Here is a 19,544-nt window from a genome sequence, read left to right as displayed (position 1 = left end):
TATATAATTTGGGGGTTTCCCCCCAAAAATCACATAATAAATCTAAAAACAACGTTCGTAAAATAACCAATAAAATGTATTGGTACCATTAAACTAATACTTCTACTGCATTTATTTGGCTTAGAAAATTATTCGGACTTGCGCTTAAACCATAAGCACCAGATTGAAAAATTACCACTAAATCCCCCGGAATTGCTACTGGCATATCTCCTTGATGAACAAGAATATCTAGTGGAGTACAGAGTGGACCAACTATATTCACTATTTCACGTTTCTCTCCTTTAATTTTGTTACCAATGATTACAGGATAGTTTCTTCTTATTAGTTGCCCCAGATTTCCTGATGCAGATAGGTGGTGATTCATTCCACCATCTGTAACTAAAAAAACCATATCGTGGGAGATCTTACGTTCAACAATTTTAGTCACATAAATTCCAGATGAAGCAACTAAATAACGACCTAGCTCCAAAATAATTTCCGTTTCAGGTAGGAATTTTTTTGCACGTTCTACCAGTTTGTGCATCGCATTGCCCACCTCAGCAATATTTAGCTCTGTATCTCCCTGAAAGTAAGGGACTCCAAAGCCACCTCCTAGATTAAAACGACGTATTGGAGATGGAGCAAGACATGATAATTCAATTACTAAATCAAGAGCCTTATTTTGAGCTTCAATCAAATGCTCTGCACGTAAATTTTGTGAGCCAGGGTAAATTTGAAATCCTTCAAAAACTAGGGAATTTGGACAATCACGTATAAACATCAGTGCATCAGCTACATAAACTACATCCATACCAAATTGGCGTGGTCCACCTCCCATCTTCATGCCAGAGGAGTTAAGATTATAATCAGGGTTTATACGTAAAGAAACACGTGCACACAAACCAAGTTTTTCAGACAATATTTGAATTCGCCGTAACTCATTTAACGACTCGACATTTAACAATACCTGTGCGGAAATTGCTCTTTTTAATTCTGCATCTGTTTTACCCGGCCCTGCAAAACTAATATCTTCAGGAGAAATCCCTGTATTTAGCGCCAATGCCATTTCATTCGCAGATGCAACATCAAACCCTTCAATTTTTTGGGATAAGTGGTGAATAAGTGGTACAAAAGGGTTTGCTTTAATTGCATAATGAATACTAATTTTTTCAGGCAAATGTTTACGTAATAGACGCACTTGCCGGTCAATATGTTTTCTAGAATAGGCAAAAAAAGGAGTCTGTCCTATTTGATTTTCCAGTCGGGTTAATGGTATTCCTCCTATTTCCAGACAATCGTCTTTAATGGAAAATGTTTCTGTGATTTTCATCGATAAACTTTTCTGTGTCATTCTATTTTCTATATTCATAATTTACCTTACATTAGAAAAAGATAGCATTAGTATATATAATCCATCAACAGAATTATAAAATTCTTATAAGTCTAATCCGCCAGTAGAGTTAATTTCTGGTATTTTTAAAATCATACCCTACCATTTATTTACATAGAAATAAAAATACATTTATTTGATTAAAAAACAAAGGATATATCCATATATAGTTAACTATAGCCTACAGCTTTTACATCCAGAAGTAGTTAATCACGAATAAAGCAATAAAGATGCACCAAATAGACCACCTACTCCGGCAGAAATAAGTAAAATTTTATCCCCTGAATGTAATGCTCCACTATTTTTTAGCGCATGTAAATTAATGATCATATCGGCACCAAAACAATGTGCTATTTCACTAATATTTTTAAGAAATATCTTCTCTATAGGAATATTCATAAACTTTGCTGCTTGACGCCATATCAAAATATTCACATTATGTGGAATAATATACGATATTTCATCTATCGTAATATCAGCCTGTTGTAATACATCTTGAATTACAGATTGTAATCTGAGTTGATAATTCGCTGTGAAATCTCGATAAGCATCAGAATTAGTTGGTAACCAAATACCTTGAGAATATCTTGGATAAGTATGTATAGAATATGCAAGGATGCTTGGACCTTGACCGTTCAGAGAGAGTAAAGCAGCGGCGGCGGCATCACCGATTACCGCTACATTAGGAACTACTCTAAGTTCAAAACTGTCAGCAATTTCCCCAACTACTATCAGAGCTTTACTATTAGGAAGCGCATTCTGTAAATAATGTTTTGCTAAAGATAGTGCGGAAAATATGGATACACAATTATTGCTGCTAGTTCCTATAGCGACAGCATTAGGTAGTTGTAGACGCCGAACAAGTGATGAAGCCATATTTTGACCCCACACACTACTTATAGTCCCCGTATGAGCATAAACCAGCAGTACAACTTCTTGCTTAATGTGGGGAACTTGTTGAAACAATTCCTTGCAGGGTTTTAGCAGCATTTCTTCTTCGCTGCCTTCTTCTACCGGACAATGAGTTAATTCATACATACGGCTAAATACCCGCGCTTCATTTTGGGTTAAACCTAAGCGTTGGTATTCCCTTTCAACTTTAAGCTTCTTTTGAGGTACATAGCTAGTAAGTGTCTCTAATGTCATCATATGAATTATTTACTCCATTTGGCATATAAATCGACACAATAAGCACCGGATACCGGGCTAAAACTATGAACTTTTCCTTGATAACTCAATCCATTGTAATTATTAAAAGACGTAATCAATTCATTACACTCATCTGGTAAGCAAGGGTCCAACAATGCCATACGATCCAAAAAGTCTAGTTGTTGCACATCCGTCACTCTCATTCCAGGCTCTTCTTCCAACAATATTCCCCAACTATCCCATATCAATGGTTCGTATCCAGCCAGTGAAGCTAAGTCTAAAAAGAATAAATTACGTACTATCCACTGCCCATATCCGTCATCAAATCGATATCCACTGAAAATACGTTCATTCATTGTTCCCTGTCGGATATGTCTCCATATCTCTGCTCCACTAAAGAATAAATGCTGAGGAAAATCTGATGGATTAACACTTAGTAATGGCTTAGGAAAAACATTTAATCGACTTTCGGCATATAACCATCTAGTACCGTTCCAATATTCTACTAAAGTATGATCATGCATCGGACATTCATCGCTATACTGATAATGAGCAAATCCATAACGGACTCTTGCTGGAATATTTTTATGTCGCATAAAGGAACATAATAAAACAGAAAAGTCCCTACAAGTAGATAATAGACGTTTTTCTGGGGGCCGAGGATTTAAAAAACCTGAGTCATCAAGTAACAAAAGTTTTTTTAGCATCAGTGAAACACAGCGGCTATCTATTTCTGTATTACGCATAGAAATGATATCTGGATTAAGTTTATCTTTTTCTGTCTGATAGTGAATCAATAAATTCTGCACAATAGAAATTAACTCCTCCACATCATTAGGTAAATCATCAAGCTGAGATGAATATGATGCCGATAATGTTACCTCAGTATGCTGCCGGTAGTGATGAATAGGATCAAACATGAATAGGCTCCCTTGGCAAAGATATAATTTCCTCTGTGTTAAATGGTGTTATAAAAGCTGAAACATAGTTCATTATTTTATAATGCAACTCTTTTCTTGGTACGTAATCACCACCGCTAACGACTGAATTTAATGCTTTTAATAAAGGAGAAAATTCATAAATAAAAGCGTAGTGACCAGCTCCAAATAGGATATGATGTTCAGCATAAGGCAAGTGCATTGCGTAATCAGCCGGTGACCCCATCAACTTCATAGTATCTCTTTCACCGGATAAAATTAAAGTAGGTAAAAGCATTTCATTTAGGGTACTAGCAAGAAACAAATTTGACAAAGCTGGAGCCAGTAAGATTACAGCACCAATACCCTTAACTAAACATTGCTCAACCTCAAAATACGATAGTTCATTTAGTACTGGTGAAAACTCTGGCTCCAGTTCAAAACAGGGCTGACAACCGCACATCACTAATGCATCATACGCTCCAGCGGAATGGCCCATCACTAATGGATGCGAAAAATTTATTCTCTCACTTAAAGTTTCTAAGAGTAGTGCATCATATGCGTATACTAAACGTCGAGGTCTAGTTGTCAAATTCATCCAACGATACCTAGCATCCTGAATATCTTGATGATCCACTGCTAACACAGCAAAACCTTGTGTTGATAAAAACTCGGCAAGGTATGATTGATCAAAACGTGAACCACCTGAGCCATGAGAAATTATTATTAATGGCCAGTTTGTACCCATAGGGATCGCATTTTCTTCCGATTTTGCATGTAATATATTTCGGTATCGCTTTATGATACCACTCTCAGCATATGCAGGATACCAAAGAGTAGCGGAAATAGTCCCTAATGAAGATGGCCAATTGTAATGTATTACTCCACTACCAATGATGTGCAGTATATCATTGATTCCGTTTGGCATTTAAATAAACCTCCAATTTATTACCATTGCTTAGTAAAGTGACCAAATTCCATTCAATAAAATAATTTTCCATTAATGTTTTTTTACCAATTTTATACAATTACTTTCTTATTAAATCATAGACTTCATTCATTTTATTTATATTTTCTACGCTATAGAGGAAATTTAATTCCATTAAGAAATATTTTTACTTTTTTCTATACCTTTTCAGAGTGAAGATGCAGGTTTCTAATCTCATAATTATATTATTTAAAATAAATAACTTACATATCAAACCTGCATCTTAAAGTATATAATTAATGGATACTGACTTTTTTATTAAATTTTTATTCCATAAGTTAAGTACCAGACCGTTAAGAAGATACTCTACCTTCAGCAAGCTTTGCCTTTAATTGCTTATAGTCTGTTTTTCCATTACGATTTTTAGGAATAGCCCCTATCACTAATCTTGTTGGCCACATACTTCGGGGCATAAACTGCTGACATATTTTACGCAGCTCTGGATTGGATTTTTCATGCCAGGAAATAAAAAACACTAATCCTTCAACACAGTTCCCTGAGATGACAGGCCAGCCAATAACCGCAATATCGTCAACTCCTACTGCTTTACTCAGCATTGACTCAATTTCCAAACGCTCCAAACGCTGACCATTGACTTTCAGTTGATCATCACAGCGCCCTAAAAAATGAAATATCCCATCATTGTCACGTTTAACCCAGTCTCCAGTACGATACCAATAACAATTACCATCATATTCGAAGTTATCAGCCTGCATAGCGTTATTTGATAAGTAACCACTAACCACCTGCTCACCGCCAATCCATAATTCACCTTCTTCTACATCTCCTTCGTTTTGACGCTGACGCCCAATCTTTAACTTTGTACCAGGATAAGGAGTCCCGATTGGAACAACCAATTCATTAGTTATTGCCGACTCAGGGCTCCAGCGATAACCACAAACTGCAACTGTCGCTTCTGTTGGCCCATAAATGTTATCAATATGTGATGCAGGTGCAGCCATATGCCAGCTTTTAGCCATGTTCTGTAACAAAGGTTCTCCACAAAACAACGATTGGCGTAAATTAGGAAAAGAACCAGGTTCCAATTGTCGTAAGCGCTGAAAGTATAGAATAACAGAAGGCACCGATGCCCAAAATGTCAGATGTTTATCTCGAACAAACCCTCCAAGCATTAAACTGTTTTTGGCATCAAAAACATGAGTCGATGCTCCAATAGTCCAAGGAACAAATAGATCATGGATGGAAACATCAAAGCTCAGAGGACAAATTTGAGAAAAACGATCAGCGCAAGTTGGTTGATACAGCGCTATGGTATTGGATACATAGCGTGTAACATTAGTATGTGCAACCTCAACTCCTTTAGGATTACCTGTACTACCTGATGTAAACATCAAATATGCATCAGGATTATCCGTTTTCATTTGTGCGGTAGGCATCCTGGCTAAATCAGCATGTGAGAGAAAATAGTGTTTTGGATAATCATTACACCAATTCGGGCGCTGTTTACTATCTGACAAAATTATTACTAACGGTTTGTCTATATGTTTCAACAAATCGTGCAATAAGTTTTGTTCCTCAGCGCAAGTCACTAATAAATCAAAGTCGGTAATTTTAGATAATAAACTCAGCCCCTCAGGAGTCTCGTTTTCGTTTAATGGTAAATAAGTCTTACCGTAACATAATGAGGCTACAACACCTGCTAAGATTCCTATATTTCTTCTTCCAAGCAAAGCACAATATTTTCCCTGTGAAAGAGAGAAACCCCGGGCCAGAAGGGATGCTAACTCATGTAGCTCACGGTAGCTGTATACATCATTCTCAATAGATAACGCTTCGTAATCTGCATATTTCAGTGCGCAATCATACAGCCATTCACCTAAGTGTTGAAAAACTTTCATGATTCAATATCCCCTTCAATCAACTGAAAAATAGCAGCACCAAAAACTGCTCCTAACCCTACAGTAGCAACCATTACATAATCTCCTAATCGCAGTGTATCTTTAGCAAAATTCCAATTGATAAAGATATCCGCCCCAAAACAGTGACCCAATTCAGGTAATTTATCCAAATAAACTTTGTTCAGAGGTAACGCAATTTTTTGGGTTACATCACGCCATGAAATCAAGTTAACATTGTGGGGGAAAACCCAACGGATATGTTCCCAAGACAAATTAGATTGTTTTAAACAACGTTCCATTACATTAGCCAAGCGTTCAGCATAGCTGGTTTCAAATTGCGCTTGTTCTTCGGTAGTTTGCCAGGAGCCTTTAGAATGTTGTCCATAGTAATCAAGCTCTAAGGCTTTCATTTTGGCCCCGTCACCTCCCAGACTAATTATGCAAGCTGTAGCGGCGTCGCCACACAACGTAGTATTGGGAATTTGTTGTAGAATACCGCTAAAAGTTAGGTCAGCGGTCAGCAATAATGCATAACCTTGACTATTATTTCCAATTAGATGATTTTGAATTACCTGTAATCCATTAAGATTAGAAGCACAGTTATTCGAATGAATGGAAAAGCAAGTCGCATTACGCAGTCCCAATCGTCGGTTCAACCTCGACAACAAATTATTTGGATAAGTCCAGGTTTCTGAAGCAGTATGCGCATGAATAAGTAAAGTAATAGATTCTATTGTTATACCATTACGTGTCAGCGTATCTTGAGCTGCACGATACATCATCTCTTCCAGAGATATCTTACTGATAGCTATGTGATTTAATCCATAAAAACGCTGATATATCTTGATTGCATCTTCAGATAATTGGGGTTCAATAGGAACTTGTTCCAAGCCAATTTTCTGTTCTGGCAAATAAACACCAATGTCATTGATTATTAGACTCACGATGTAGCTCCAGTCGTTTTTTTATGTACAAAGATATAAAGCGAAGGCAGCAGGAAAAGGGTGAGGCATGAACCTACTAACATTCCCATGATAATCACTAGACCCAGTTCAAAACGGGATTCTGCTGCTGGCCCGCTGGCAAATAAAAGAGGTAAGGCTCCCAATATCATAGTCAGTGTAGTTAGAACAATTGCGCGTAAGCGAGACGCAGAAGCTCGCACTGTTGCGTAGTAAATACTAATACTACCTTTTTTGTGCAAGTTATCAGTGGCTTGCACCATTAAAATTCCTTGCTTACTGATCAACCCAACTAAAGTCAGCATGCCAACTTGTGTAAACATATCAAGTGGCACATCAAACCAAGATAACGCTAGTAATGCGCCTAGTACTGAAAAAGGAATGCTACCCAGTAAAACAATGAGTGGCCCCAGATAATTAGTAAGTTGTAATGCTAATAGACAATAAATACCTACTAATGCTATAGCAAAAGTTACTAGTAAACGTTGTCCTTCTTCTTTGCTTTGTCGTGTTTCTCCTGATAGGTCGTATGACACTCCTTGTGACTTGAGATTGTGGAGTAGCTGAAGAGCAAACTCTGTTGCTTCTGATTGCCCTACTCCCGGAGCTAACACACCTTGTAGTGTCACAGCAGCCTGTTTTTGGAACGTATTTAGAGATTCAGGACCTACTTCAGGATTCTGAGTCACCAGACTTCCTAGTCTGATAAGATTGCCATCTAAACTTCGCACTTGTAGATCTAATAGTGATTGTATCGCAGCCCGTTCAGTTTTTTTCAAGGCCATGATGACGTTATAGGTCCGTCCTTCATAAATGAAAGGTTGTAGTTTAGTATTGGCGTATGCCAAATTCATACTATAACCAACATCTGAAGCGGAAATTCCTACTTTCGCCAGTTGTTCACGATCTAGTCGTATGTGAATCTGCGGAGTATCATATTTCAAATCTTTTTTCAAAAATAGAAACATACCACTAGCACGCATTTCACGTAGCATTAAATCACTAAGCGCATCCAGATTAGCGTAATCTTTATCTTCATGTTTGAGCACAAATTGGAAAGGTAATCCTCCGACACCTGGCAAGGAAGAAGGCAAGATTACTACCGACTGTAGCGCTGGGATTTTAGTTAAAATATTTTGCAGTTCAGGTTGTAATTGTATTGTTGAACGTTGACGTTCGGACCAATTAATTAATCGAACAAATGAAAGCAGCTGATTGTCTTTTGGTACGCCTATGACATAGTTAAAATTAGCTATTTCTGGCAAGGTACTATAAATATTCTCTAATGTAGGTGTGTGTTGCTCAATATAGTCTGTTCCAATGACACTTGGGCCTTCTGCAATTACCATTAGGCTACCTTGATCTTCTTTGGGAGCTAGCGCGTGAGGTAATATAATGAACAGAATGGTTACACCAGCTAACGTAGTTCCCCATAGCCATAGTGGGAAATTTCCAGTTTTCATTATTCGAATTAAAACGCGTTCATAACTACGGCGGAAGCTAGCAAACATCTTTTCCACTCGTCTCACCATCAGTGAATGTTGATGATTTGTCGATAGCATACGTGCGCACATGACAGGAGTTAGGCTAAGTGCTAGTATCCCAGAGATGATTACAGCTCCAGCAAGAGTCACTGCAAATTCAGAAAATAACTTGCCTACAATTCCACCAATAAATGCTAATGGCAAATATACGATTGCTAGAGTTAAGGTCATGGTTATTAGAGATATAGCAATTTCATTCCCTCCTTTTAATGCAGCTTGATAAGGAGTGTCTCCCATGCGTATTCGATGCAGAGCTATGTCTAACACAATTATAGCATCGTCAACTACCAGCCCTGTCGCTAGAACCATTGCTAGCAAGGTCAGTGTATTAATTGAAAAACCACACAAATGAATAATTAAGCACACACCAATCAAAGAGAGTGGAATGGCAATAACTGGGATCACAACAGCTCGTAATGTTCCTGCTCCCAAAAATATTACTAGGGTAACAGCACAGCAAGTAAGTAAAATAGTGATGAAAACTTCATGCACCGCACCGCCAATATATTCACTACTGTCGATAAGCACGTTAGACTGTAAATCATAGGGAAAACTGGATTTCAATTCTCCTATGGTTTTATATATATCATCAGCAGCCAATAAGGGATTACTACCTTGTTGCCAGTTGATCAATACTATTGTGGCAGGTTTACCGTTAAAAATAGATTTAATTTCCGGCTGACTGCCTCCTAATTCAATGTCAGCTACATCCTTTAGACGAACTGGAGATATATTTGTTGCAGTCATAATAGATAAATTAGCAAAATCACTTATTGTTGAAAGTCCTGTTTCTGGCACAAGTTGAAAACGTAATTTACTATCATGTAAAGCGCCTCCATTTGCTTGAGCATTCTCCAATTTTAAACTTTTACTGATATCTATTGCGGTTACACCGTGGCGTTCCATACGTTCTGGATCTAACCAAATTCTCATTGCATATTCACTACCCAGTATTTCTACATTCCCCACTCCTTTTAAAGATTCTAAGCGTGGTTTAACAACTCGGTGCAAAAAATCCGATACCTGTGCAGCTTGCATTGTTTCACTAGTAAATGATAATGCGAAATCAGGAATTCGTTCCGTTTCTTGGCGGGAGATTTGCGGTGGCTCCATATCATCGGGGAAATGAGATATGGTATTGACTCGTTCCATGATATTAGTTAATACTTTTTGAGTATCGCTACCAATTGCCAAATGCAATACTACCTTGCTACTCCCAGTTTCTGAAGTGCTGGTGACGTAGTTAATATCATCAATTCCAGATATTGCCGATAATACTTCTGACGTAATACGTCCATCTATTAGATCTGCCGAGGCACCAGGATAAAAAGTACTGACACTAATTGCATCTGCATCTACACTTGGATAAAGGCCTACTGGTAGATACCCTATAGAAAACAAGCCAGCAATAAACAACAAACCACTGAATGTTGTTACTATGATTGGACGACGTAAAAAAAGACCGATAATTTTCATTGGTGGATTTCCTGACGAATAGGAGCGTCTGGGTATAGACGCATTTGCCCGGCGGTCACCACTAATTCACCTTTTTCTAGCCCTTTCCTTACTTGAACAATACCCTTATTATCGTCCCCAGTAATAATAGAGCGAATCTGGACTCGATTGTCTTTTACTACAAATACTGATTGTCCATAGGCACTATAACGCACAGCAACTTTGGGTATCACTAGCGTCATCTGAGGAGAACTCGCAGGATAAGTCACCCGAACGCTAGAGCCATGACGAAAATTACCTTTTTCCAATTTAGCCCGTAATGTTAGAGTTCTGTTGATAGGGTTTACTTCAGTATTGACCAATGTAATGTTAGCTATACCAGTAAAACCAGCGACAGTATCATTTATATTAATCTGGACACCAGGTGACAGAGTTCCAATATCAGTTTCAGGGACACTAAATTCAACATATAAATCATTTGGATCATAAAATGAAAATAACGTTTGGCCTTCTTGAATCAACTGTCCTGGTGTCAAATCATGTAAACTAACAACTCCAGCAAATGGGGCTGTAACCATCATTTTACGCAATGTATTTTTAAATTTTTCTACTTCACTGACAGCATGAGCTAAGTTAACGTGTTCAGCTTGTTGAGCAGCTTGTGAAATTGCCTTATTCACCAGCAAATCGGCACGCTTGGTATTTTTTTTGGCCATATCTAAATGAGCTTCTTTTTCCTTAAGCTGAAAACGCTCAACGTGGTCGTCAAAATGATACAATACCCCATTGATTGGCACCTGCTTTCCGGCAGGTGCAATTTGCAAAATGGTCCCAGATATTTCAGCTCGAACAGGGAGATAGCGTATTGACTTAACTGTAGCAATAACACTCTTTCTATCTTGCCAATTCGTTGAAGTGACCTGTGCTGTTTCAACCAAAACGGGTTGTGGCCCTTTTTGTGCAACAGGTGTTTTGATATCTTTTTTCTCAGTATGATTAAAACTCTGAACAGCAAACAAATTGATAGAAATTCCTGCAAAAATAACTGCCACAATAGCACAAGATACCAATATCACATGATGATGTTTCATGCGAACTGCTCCTGAACTATAGATTGATATCTTTGACGCAGTTGATGTTTATCAAACTTTCCATTTGCATTTTTGGGTAATTGAGACAGTTGTATAAAAACATTAGGTATTTGGTATGATTCTAGTAAGTTAGAACAAAATTTTTTCAAATCAGATTCTAATAGTTTTTCTTGTGTCTGAGCTGCCACAAAAGCAATAATATTATCTTCAGGACTTTTTTCATCAGAATGTACAATAACCGCGGCTTCTATAATAGAATCATGACCAAATAAAACTTTTTCAATTTCACTGAAAATCACCTTGCGACCACGGACTTTTGCAACTTCGTCCATACGACCAGCGAAATAGAAATATCCCTCTTCATCTAACCAACCGTAGTCACCAGAATATAGACAACGATCCCCATAGATAGGATGTATGCCAATTCTTTTTTCTGTTGCTTTAGAGTTACGCCAGTATCCTTGCATTACGGTTTCTCCGCGAATTAATAACTGTCCAATTTCGCCTACTGCACAGGGTTGATTATTATCATTTACTACCATAATTTGAGTATTTGGGATAGCAATCCCCACGCTATCTGGTTTGCGGTCTAGATCATCTGGAGGAAGATATGTACAACGTTTACATTCTGTTAGTCCATACATAGAAAATATTTTGGCTGTAGGGAATAGTCTTTTAATCATTGACACATGCTGCTTACGCAAAGCCATACCTGTATTGGATACAAGACGTATGGAACTCAAATCAAAAGAACCTTTACTAGCATAAATATCAAGTAAACTATACAGTGATGATAGCCCAGGCATAATTGTGCAACGGTACTGTTGAATATGCCTTAATACTACTGGTGGCGGCGTATTATTTGACTCAAGTACCACTGTTCCCCCAACAAAAAATGCTAAAATTATCTGATATAATCCGTAATCAAAGGCAATTGGCAATACTGCCATTATAGTATCATTGTGGCGGTACTCTAAATAATTTACTAGAGACCGTGTAGCCGCCATCATATTTTGGTGACTTAACATAACTCCTTTTGGTTCACCAGTAGAACCTGAAGTATAAATAATAGAAGCTAAATCGACACTAATTGCCTGAAGTGGGATATTAGCTTCAGAAATCGGATCGGAAATAAAATCATCAAGATTAATTAAGTTATTTTCAGCACATATATGCTCAACTTTATCAACAATCAAATTAATATTTGAGAAATAAAAATGATCATATTTTAGTAATGTCGCCGCAATCTTTGAAGAAGTGAATAAAAAACTCGCTCCACTGTTGTCTAAAATAAATTTAATTTTTTCTTCTGGTGTATCAAATGCGATGATAGATGGGCAGGCCCCTATTTTTTGCGCAGCAAAAAATATAGCAATAGAGTTTATATGATTTCCTAAACAAATTACTACCTTGTCTCCTTGCTGTAATCCATCCAGCCTCATACCTGCTGCAATAGCGCATATTCGTCTCCATATATCTTTATAAGTATAATTCTGATTGTTGAAAATTAAAGCTGTTTTTTGGGGATATGCCATTTCAGCGTCTCTAATAATCTCAACCAAATTATAATTCATGTAATCATCCTGACAATTAAATTAATTAAGAGTGTATATCACCGTAAGAGTATTTAATATTGCAATCACTTTTTTTATTAAAAATGCTAAAAGTGTAAAGCACGGAAATCCAATTAAAAATAGCAATGGTAAGATACAACCGCGTAGCATCTTCTTGCTTTAATCCTAGTAGTGCAGCTATTCCAATCTCCAGAGAATACAAAGTAATATTGATAAGTAGTACACGTAATCCTTGACCAATTTGCTCTAAAGCTGTCGTTAATCCCAATACTATGCCTAAGCTAAAATAAGATGGAGATAAACAATTTAAATATCGTAAAGCAGCCTCAGTAATTAATTCATCTAAAGTAAAAATCTTAACTAACCAAACTTTCAAAAAGAATACAGCAGCACTAATAAATATATATATAACACCAGTGAGACTAAGACCAATCAAAAATACTTGGTTAGATCTGACAAAATTCTGTTTAGATAAAGAATTATTATAGTGAATTGCCATAGCTGTTCCTAAGGCAATAGCAGGCAAAATAACAAATGACTGTATACGAAAAGCTATGCTAAACCCTGCTATTTCATGAACATTATAAAAAGACACCAGATAATTAAAGAAAAATAAAAAAATAAAAACAAGGGAGAAACTACCCATTACGGGTAAAGCCATAGTAAATATATCTTTTATTACTTGAAAAACTTGAACACGTATTCCTAAACAAGATATAACCACGCCTTGACGATAGAGTAAAATACTTCCTGCTAAAATAAGAAAGCTGCTACCAAAAATTGCTCCCCAAATCAGGCTTTGTAAGCCCTGATGAAAATATATCTCAGTTAAGTAAGTTGCACCTATATTAAGTATTGTACTTGATATTCCTAGCAAACTTCCACAACGATTAAATCCAAGACCAAATAAAGTGGATAAAATTAATGTGGCAAAACCAATCATTATCCCAATGAAAAGCATAGGAATGATAAAATTCATTACTTCATCTTGCTGTGAAGATTCAATATGAAACAAATAAAAAATGCCACTTCGAAAATACCATACATTGAATATGAGTATTGCCATCAATGCTAACATAGCTAAAAACAACAATAACAATCGTTGTCCTAGTAGAGAAAAATTAGTATTTCCTAAATGTGAACTATACCGCAATGCAGGTACACGCAATCCTTCATGGATGGACATCATCATATAATTCAGTGGTAAGAATAATCCAATTACATATAACATATTAGGTGAATTATGACTAATGATGCTAATGTTGATTAACACAGCAACTGCAGAAACTGCCATAGTGCCCCAAAGTGTAATGCCGGTATTCCAAAGATCACTGAGTAATTTCAACCACTGATATTGCTGAAAATGTCTCGGCTGAAATATGGATTGCATTGTCATATCAATTACCAATTTATTTATTATGTTTAATAAATTATATAGATCCAGCTAAAATATTTAGACGTTGCATATCCAGACTTCCTTCCATCCATTCATATCCTTGAATGTCAGTAATTGTCTTCTGTAACCAGATATCTGTTAGAAAGAGCTCTGTTCCCACAAGCTTTGGCATGATACGAACAACTTTTTCCACAAACTCGGTAGAACAAGCTTTGGCTAGTGAAACAGCAGCACCATCCAATATATCATTATCTATTCTTGAGGCGGCACGGTAATTCAGATTTCTTATGGCTTCAATTTCAATTTGCAAGGAGGAGTGGAGCTCTCTAGCTTTTACATTTCTTATATGCGATATGGCAAAATCAAGTAGTGCTTGAGCACTACCTAACGCCATAGCACATACACAAGGCCTCATACGATAAAAAGTTTTTATCACTGCGTGCATCCCTCTCTCTAATGGTCTACGGTGCAAACCCAAAATATGCTCTTCAGAGATAGGAACTTTGTCAAAATATAAGTGACTTAAGCCAGCACCTTGCAATCCAGCAACAGGTAGCAACTGACGAAAAACATTAGGATGAGAGAGGGTTTCAGGTGTCAACAAAATTACACCGATACTGTATGGCCCCGTTCCAGTTCTGACAACCATTGTTCCGATCGTAGCATCGTGTCCATTACCTACTAGCCATTTTTCAGCGTTAAGTTCAAAATCATCACTCAATAATGAAGACGGATTTCCTGCATCAGAGCCTTTGTTGGGCTCTGTGACTGCCATACAGGTACGAGCTCTATGCTGAGCTACATATTCAAAAAAATAGTCTTGTTGTTCAGTTGAGCCTAATTCTCGTACAATGATACCGGAAAGAGATGGGCCTGGACATGACAGCAGGACATTTGGGTCTCCGTAAGTAAGCACCTCATACATTTTTGTCCTTTCCAGACAGCTACTACTGCGATCCATATAAAGTTGGTCGAAAAGCGGTGCGTCAAGATGTGATAATACAGTATCGTTATCATCTAGCACCTTAAAAGACAAAGAACGAAATAGTTGAGCTAAATCTAACCATTTTTTTCCATAATGCGTACAGGCAATGAAATAGTCAAAATTAATCATGGAATTCCCTCAGATAAACTTGATTCAGAACAGAAAAAATGTGCTGCATTTCGACCAATCCTTGCTGTAGAAGGGCCCTTCCTCCCGTTGTTTTAGTCAGGATATTAACCATTTCTTCAATTTCTTCAGCCGCATGTTCAGTAAACTGTGAAGGTATTTCTTCTTTTATATCTCCTACACACTGAAATAATAATAATTGACGCTGTATAACTTGCGCTAAACGGAGACGAATAGAAGAAATTGATAATAGAGAAACACTGCCAACCTTACGCTGGGCTGTATGATCAAGTAAAATTGATGTCCATTGTTCAATGCAAATAAGCTGCATTCGTATCATTTCACATTGATAGTTGACATATTTTTTCGCGATCTCTTGTGAAGCAATATCACCGTCTTTTGCTTCCAATTTGCATAATAATAATCTCTATCGCTTCATACTATTACAGACAGGAAGGATAGTGACAGTATTTATTTCTTTCCAACTATATTGTTTTTCGTCTAAAAAGCGCAATTCCGAATTTTTCCATTGTTCTTCTGAAACTACAGCAAACCCGTTTCTCACAACAATCTGGTTTGATGTAGAGAAAACTGTTTGGGCTAATTGTTCCATTAACCAGTGAAAACGTTGTTCTTTCTTTGATTCGAATGGATAGCTGATATTAAACATGATTAGATTCCTAAATTTTTTGTAAGACAGACCATGCTATTCTTAAACTTTCCATATCATGCTCTACTAATAATATGTTCCTTCTGTTTAGTGGTGTTAGTGTCTTATCCGCTAGAAGTAACAATGTATTCATGCCTGTAACTTCAGGTTTTAAGAAAGCAAATTTGATTGAGCTTTTCCTATCTTTCGCTTCCATTTGAAAACGTATTTTTTTAAAGAAATAACCTGTACGTTCTGTTAATAATACAGTATTTTCTTCATCTAACCGCAATTGATGCAGTATATTTTTTACCATGCCAAAGGCATCCAAACCATCAGCTGATTCCCATTCACTTACCTGCCCTGTTTTTAATAATATCCATTTGTTCTCATGGCTTTTTTCCGTTGTGAGTAAGGCTGCAATAGCACAAGATCGCTCTGGTATTGGAAATCCGTTAGAAATATTACGAGGAATAGTATTTTGCTCCATTCCTAACAATAATATTTTATTCGCACTACCACTAGATAAATAATTTCCAGCAATACCTAAAGCTGTGGTTGATACCAAACTTCCATTGTCACAAATGTCGAATGAGTATCCTTTAAGGTTATAGTGGTCCATAAAATATGGACCAAAAGCTGAATGATCCGGATCAAACTCAGGTGTCCAATAGGCAAATATAGATAAATCAACATCACTTAAAAAAATAGAATTTTCCATTTTCTTAAGAACAGAATCGCCTAATTCAGTATAAGAGTATTGATCACCTTCTAATAAGGTTGAATCAGTTAATTCATCTTGAGAAATACGATGCAAGTCTTTCTGGTATATGGAATAACGGTTTCTTGGAGCTTTTCTGAGAGATCTCTTATTCATTATTTCGCAGAAAACTTGATTTACGTAAATCATGTCATGATACACCATTTAGGCGTTCTAAAACATAATCACAGACAGAACCAATACTTTGTACATGGCTGGCTTCCAATGTATTTGCATCAATCATAAAATTTGGAACATTATCCTCTAGCGACATTAAAAATGTCAGTGTAGTCATTGAATCTAGCCCAAGCTCATCACGTAATGATGTTGATTAACTTATGTCATTAAGAGAACTGACATTTAATTCTTTCGTCAAAATGTTTTTAATAATAAAAAAATCTCTGATTTATTCATCATATTTCACCAATTTGTAGTTAATGTTAAAATGATACCTTAGGGTATTTTAAAATAAAAAAATACTATAAGTCATGAAGAAATATATAATTCCCATCATTAGAAATGTTTTATTTTTAAGATTATGTATTCCAATGAAGTTCATAAACTCCTGTACTCTTTGTTATAGAAAGAAGAACACTTAACAAAAGAGCAATCAACCAATAATCATATGCATTGATAATACCTATTCATATTAATAACGTCAATAAAATTTCACAGTTACACTGGCGCAGAATTAAATCAAAGAATAATCAATAAAATTCAATAAAAAATCCAAATTTTAGCAAATAATAAGTTATATAAGCTATTAATTTAACTAAATAAAAATTAAATATCTTTTTGATGAGGGGTGTTTGATTTATTTGGAGTAAAATTAAAACCACTCTAGAAAAAATATAACATCATGATTAAAAAGGAATTTAATTGGTTGATGAAAAATAAAATAATCAATAATAGGTACATAAATATAATGAAGAATTAATAATAAAATAAATTACATCATTATATAAATTAGGCACCCTAGGCTTGAGTGAAAAATGAACAAAGAGAATGGCGTCAAAATTAAACTAAAATAAATAATAACGGTATAAAAAGTAAAGATAGGAATCAGTAATTATTATGAGGCTTTAATTTAAATTGTGTAATTGCCTGTTCTTGGTATATTTCTTACAACAACGCAGACAGGTAAATTATGGACGAAAAGAAGCTTAAAGCCCTCGTCGCCGAATTGGCTAAGGGGTTCAAAACTGAAGCTGATCTTAATCAGTTTTCCCGCATGCTCATTAAGCTGACCGTTGAAACAGCGCGCCAATATCACATCTCTTCGGTATAACAGCGGGTAATTTACTGGCTGATAATAGGATGGCTTGCTGCTCTTTAGTCAGTTTTTTGAAGTTGCTTCAATATCGGTAGGGGATTTCAAAGATTGCACGAGAGACAGTCCTATGTGGTTAGTCAGCGAATTGGCAATCTGAATCGGATGTTTCGAACGGCGCGTATCGCTTAATTCAGTATGTTTAAAGAGCTCTTTTGTCCATTGCTCGGTGTTGGCTGAAAACGTCTTAAGTTACCTCAATCACTGTTTTTTGTTGAGATCAGCAATACAAGCAAAAGTCCAAAAAAATCCCTTGAATAGACTAAGGGATTTGTGTAAGAAAGACAGCTTTAGGGCGGGGAGGATATCAACTCTCAGCTTTCAATAAACCTTTGGGACGGGGCGTCGTCAGCCAGTGTTTGTAAATAATCGACACAGGTAAGTTTGCTAATATTATCCCCGTTTGCTAAACGGTATTTTAACCAATTGATAATTTGTTCCACTAATTGTCCCTCTGGCTTATCCAGTTTCTCAGCCAATTTACCGTGGTTTTCCCAGCAATTATAACTGATCGCGGACGCCATCCCTTGAAGGGCGTAATCGGAATGATGCCAGGCATCTAATAAATGACTGCCCAAGGTAAAGGGCAATTCACTGCCTCCTTGACCACAATTTTCAGGCCGATAATAAATCTGTGGTTCGGGCATATCGATCATCAGCTCACTCACCGGTGTCAAAAATGCTGACCAATCGCTGACGATCATTGCCGGTAATAACTGACTGAGGATACGCGGGTCCATACTGCGAAAAATCACCGGTTTTTCTTGTAAAATCACCTGCTGGCGCGAACGCCAATGATTAAGCTGCTGTATCCATGATTGATCACTGCGGTAAGCCCAACCCCAACTGTTATCACTCAGAGTATGACTATCAAGCAGATGAGCTATCGTTGACAGACAGCCTGACTTGGGTTGAACCAGCCAGGGACTTTGCGCCAGCATGTGATCCAACGGTGTATTGCTGTATAGCGGGAAAGCCTGCTCTACCCAGTCGTTGCTATAAAAGAGCGCCGCCGGGTTAGGTTCCGCGAGTGAATTGAGCATAAAGAAAACCGATGGTTTGTTAGGGATACTCAGCCACTGTTGCCAATTTATTGACTTGTTCATTTATCCTCCGGATTATCAATAATCCAATTTGCTTCCTGTTGAGCCAGCACAGCACAAAACGGTTTGGCAGGGAATTTAACCCCCGGCAGAGGCGCGACTCCTTCCGGCAGTTGTAGAGACAAACCACGGCCAGTACCGGCAGAACCTTGCCCGACTGATAAATTCGGGGAAGTTAGAATACCGCCGGGGGTTATCCGTATAAAATGACCGCCGACTTTTAAAGTAATTTCCGACGCTGCTTCCAACACCATTTTACCGCCGCTTTTTAGATGTGTTTCCTGACC

The 19,544-nt window shown here is 37.0% G+C and carries 17 protein-coding genes and 2 pseudogenes; 1 reads left to right on the top strand and 18 read right to left on the bottom strand.

Annotated features, from left to right (window positions below):
* Window positions 1-88: 88 nt before the first annotated feature.
* From BA1DRAFT_RS08595 to BA1DRAFT_RS24015, 15 genes are all read right to left on the bottom strand, one after another.
* Window positions 89-1,348, bottom strand: coding sequence for a pyridoxal-dependent decarboxylase, exosortase A system-associated (locus tag BA1DRAFT_RS08595; RefSeq protein WP_051560719.1), 1,260 nt, complete (start codon window positions 1,346-1,348; stop codon window positions 89-91).
* Between the two features lie 231 nt (window positions 1,349-1,579).
* A complete protein-coding gene (locus BA1DRAFT_RS08590) occupies window positions 1,580-2,518 on the bottom strand; it encodes a ketoacyl-ACP synthase III family protein (RefSeq protein WP_036777978.1) in 939 nt (312 codons plus the stop codon).
* Window positions 2,519-2,523: 5 nt separating this feature from the next.
* Window positions 2,524-3,438, bottom strand: a complete 915-nt coding sequence (locus BA1DRAFT_RS08585) for a transglutaminase domain-containing protein (protein WP_036777976.1) — start codon at window positions 3,436-3,438, stop codon at window positions 2,524-2,526.
* Complete coding sequence (locus BA1DRAFT_RS08580) at window positions 3,431-4,363, bottom strand: alpha/beta hydrolase family protein (RefSeq protein WP_051560718.1); 933 nt, start codon at window positions 4,361-4,363, stop codon at window positions 3,431-3,433. The genes BA1DRAFT_RS08585 and BA1DRAFT_RS08580 overlap by 8 nt, the downstream gene beginning before the upstream one ends.
* A 353-nt stretch (window positions 4,364-4,716) precedes the next feature.
* Window positions 4,717-6,282, bottom strand: coding sequence for an AMP-binding protein (locus BA1DRAFT_RS08575; RefSeq protein WP_036777974.1), 1,566 nt, complete (start codon window positions 6,280-6,282; stop codon window positions 4,717-4,719).
* Window positions 6,279-7,226 (bottom strand): ketoacyl-ACP synthase III family protein, encoded by a 948-nt coding sequence (locus BA1DRAFT_RS08570; RefSeq protein ID WP_036777972.1) that lies wholly within the window; start codon window positions 7,224-7,226, stop codon window positions 6,279-6,281. Before BA1DRAFT_RS08570 ends, BA1DRAFT_RS08575 begins: the two co-directional genes overlap by 4 nt.
* Window positions 7,223-10,264 (bottom strand): efflux RND transporter permease subunit, encoded by a 3,042-nt coding sequence (locus BA1DRAFT_RS08565; RefSeq protein ID WP_036777970.1) that lies wholly within the window; start codon window positions 10,262-10,264, stop codon window positions 7,223-7,225. Before BA1DRAFT_RS08565 ends, BA1DRAFT_RS08570 begins: the two co-directional genes overlap by 4 nt.
* The gene (locus tag BA1DRAFT_RS08560) at window positions 10,261-11,334 is read right to left on the bottom strand and encodes an efflux RND transporter periplasmic adaptor subunit (protein ID WP_036777968.1); all 1,074 of its coding nucleotides are present in this window, start codon (window positions 11,332-11,334) and stop codon (window positions 10,261-10,263) included. Before BA1DRAFT_RS08560 ends, BA1DRAFT_RS08565 begins: the two co-directional genes overlap by 4 nt.
* Entirely contained in the window at window positions 11,331-12,908 is a 1,578-nt protein-coding gene (locus BA1DRAFT_RS08555) for a class I adenylate-forming enzyme family protein (RefSeq protein WP_036777966.1), read from the bottom strand. Before BA1DRAFT_RS08555 ends, BA1DRAFT_RS08560 begins: the two co-directional genes overlap by 4 nt.
* Before the next feature lie 25 nt (window positions 12,909-12,933).
* Window positions 12,934-14,304, bottom strand: a complete 1,371-nt coding sequence (locus BA1DRAFT_RS08550) for an MATE family efflux transporter (RefSeq protein ID WP_036777963.1) — start codon at window positions 14,302-14,304, stop codon at window positions 12,934-12,936.
* Window positions 14,305-14,338: 34 nt separating this feature from the next.
* Window positions 14,339-15,418 carry an acyl-CoA dehydrogenase family protein gene (locus tag BA1DRAFT_RS08545; RefSeq protein WP_036777962.1) on the bottom strand — a complete coding sequence of 360 codons (1,080 nt, stop codon included), beginning with the start codon at window positions 15,416-15,418 and terminating at the stop codon, window positions 14,339-14,341.
* Window positions 15,411-15,824: a hypothetical protein gene (locus tag BA1DRAFT_RS08540; RefSeq protein ID WP_036777960.1), complete on the bottom strand. Its 414-nt coding sequence runs from the start codon at window positions 15,822-15,824 to the stop codon at window positions 15,411-15,413. Before BA1DRAFT_RS08540 ends, BA1DRAFT_RS08545 begins: the two co-directional genes overlap by 8 nt.
* A gap of 18 nt (window positions 15,825-15,842) precedes the next feature.
* Window positions 15,843-16,085 carry a hypothetical protein gene (locus tag BA1DRAFT_RS08535; RefSeq protein ID WP_036777958.1) on the bottom strand — a complete coding sequence of 81 codons (243 nt, stop codon included), beginning with the start codon at window positions 16,083-16,085 and terminating at the stop codon, window positions 15,843-15,845.
* Window positions 16,086-16,095: 10 nt separating this feature from the next.
* Complete coding sequence (locus BA1DRAFT_RS08530) at window positions 16,096-16,974, bottom strand: hypothetical protein (RefSeq protein ID WP_036777956.1); 879 nt, start codon at window positions 16,972-16,974, stop codon at window positions 16,096-16,098.
* 1 nt (window position 16,975) lies between these two features.
* On the bottom strand, window positions 16,976-17,119 hold the full coding sequence (locus tag BA1DRAFT_RS24015) for a hypothetical protein (protein ID WP_235201000.1): 144 nt from the start codon (window positions 17,117-17,119) through the stop codon (window positions 16,976-16,978).
* A gap of 852 nt (window positions 17,120-17,971) precedes the next feature.
* Between BA1DRAFT_RS24015 and BA1DRAFT_RS23515 the strand changes: the two genes are divergently transcribed.
* Complete coding sequence (locus tag BA1DRAFT_RS23515) at window positions 17,972-18,112, top strand: hypothetical protein (RefSeq protein ID WP_036777954.1); 141 nt, start codon at window positions 17,972-17,974, stop codon at window positions 18,110-18,112.
* A gap of 48 nt (window positions 18,113-18,160) precedes the next feature.
* Here the strand turns inward: BA1DRAFT_RS23515 and BA1DRAFT_RS24625 are convergent.
* The 3 genes and pseudogenes from BA1DRAFT_RS24625 to BA1DRAFT_RS08515 all read right to left on the bottom strand — a co-directional run.
* A pseudogene (locus BA1DRAFT_RS24625) lies at window positions 18,161-18,310 on the bottom strand (transposase DNA-binding-containing protein); the annotation flags it as partial.
* A gap of 158 nt (window positions 18,311-18,468) precedes the next feature.
* Window positions 18,469-19,260, bottom strand: coding sequence for a DUF4123 domain-containing protein (locus BA1DRAFT_RS08520; protein WP_036777953.1), 792 nt, complete (start codon window positions 19,258-19,260; stop codon window positions 18,469-18,471).
* Window positions 19,257-19,544, bottom strand: a pseudogene (locus BA1DRAFT_RS08515) (type VI secretion system tip protein VgrG); the annotation flags it as partial. The gene BA1DRAFT_RS08520 and the pseudogene BA1DRAFT_RS08515, both read right to left, overlap by 4 nt.

The organism is Photorhabdus aegyptia (genome assembly GCF_000612035.1).
Lineage (GTDB): Bacteria > Pseudomonadota > Gammaproteobacteria > Enterobacterales > Enterobacteriaceae > Photorhabdus > Photorhabdus akhurstii.
This window is presented reverse-complemented; position numbering and strand designations above follow the sequence as displayed.

Excerpts from the sequence above, each read along its gene's own strand:
- BA1DRAFT_RS08595 (WP_051560719.1), bottom strand. The coding sequence starts at position 1,348 with ATGAATATAGAAAATAGAATGACACAGAAAAGTTTATCGATGAAAATC.
- BA1DRAFT_RS08590 (WP_036777978.1), bottom strand. The coding sequence starts at position 2,518 with ATGATGACATTAGAGACACTTACTAGCTATGTACCTCAAAAGAAGCTT.
- BA1DRAFT_RS08585 (WP_036777976.1), bottom strand. The coding sequence starts at position 3,438 with ATGTTTGATCCTATTCATCACTACCGGCAGCATACTGAGGTAACATTA.
- BA1DRAFT_RS08580 (WP_051560718.1), bottom strand. The coding sequence starts at position 4,363 with ATGCCAAACGGAATCAATGATATACTGCACATCATTGGTAGTGGAGTA.
- BA1DRAFT_RS08575 (WP_036777974.1), bottom strand. The coding sequence starts at position 6,282 with ATGAAAGTTTTTCAACACTTAGGTGAATGGCTGTATGATTGCGCACTG.
- BA1DRAFT_RS08565 (WP_036777970.1), bottom strand. The coding sequence starts at position 10,264 with ATGAAAATTATCGGTCTTTTTTTACGTCGTCCAATCATAGTAACAACA.
- BA1DRAFT_RS08560 (WP_036777968.1), bottom strand. The coding sequence starts at position 11,334 with ATGAAACATCATCATGTGATATTGGTATCTTGTGCTATTGTGGCAGTT.
- BA1DRAFT_RS08555 (WP_036777966.1), bottom strand. The coding sequence starts at position 12,908 with ATGAATTATAATTTGGTTGAGATTATTAGAGACGCTGAAATGGCATAT.
- BA1DRAFT_RS08550 (WP_036777963.1), bottom strand. The coding sequence starts at position 14,304 with ATGACAATGCAATCCATATTTCAGCCGAGACATTTTCAGCAATATCAG.
- BA1DRAFT_RS08545 (WP_036777962.1), bottom strand. The coding sequence starts at position 15,418 with ATGATTAATTTTGACTATTTCATTGCCTGTACGCATTATGGAAAAAAA.
- BA1DRAFT_RS08535 (WP_036777958.1), bottom strand. The coding sequence starts at position 16,085 with ATGTTTAATATCAGCTATCCATTCGAATCAAAGAAAGAACAACGTTTT.
- BA1DRAFT_RS08530 (WP_036777956.1), bottom strand. The coding sequence starts at position 16,974 with ATGATTTACGTAAATCAAGTTTTCTGCGAAATAATGAATAAGAGATCT.
- BA1DRAFT_RS24015 (WP_235201000.1), bottom strand. The coding sequence starts at position 17,119 with ATGACTACACTGACATTTTTAATGTCGCTAGAGGATAATGTTCCAAAT.
- BA1DRAFT_RS23515 (WP_036777954.1), top strand. The coding sequence starts at position 17,972 with ATGGACGAAAAGAAGCTTAAAGCCCTCGTCGCCGAATTGGCTAAGGGG.
- BA1DRAFT_RS08520 (WP_036777953.1), bottom strand. The coding sequence starts at position 19,260 with ATGAACAAGTCAATAAATTGGCAACAGTGGCTGAGTATCCCTAACAAA.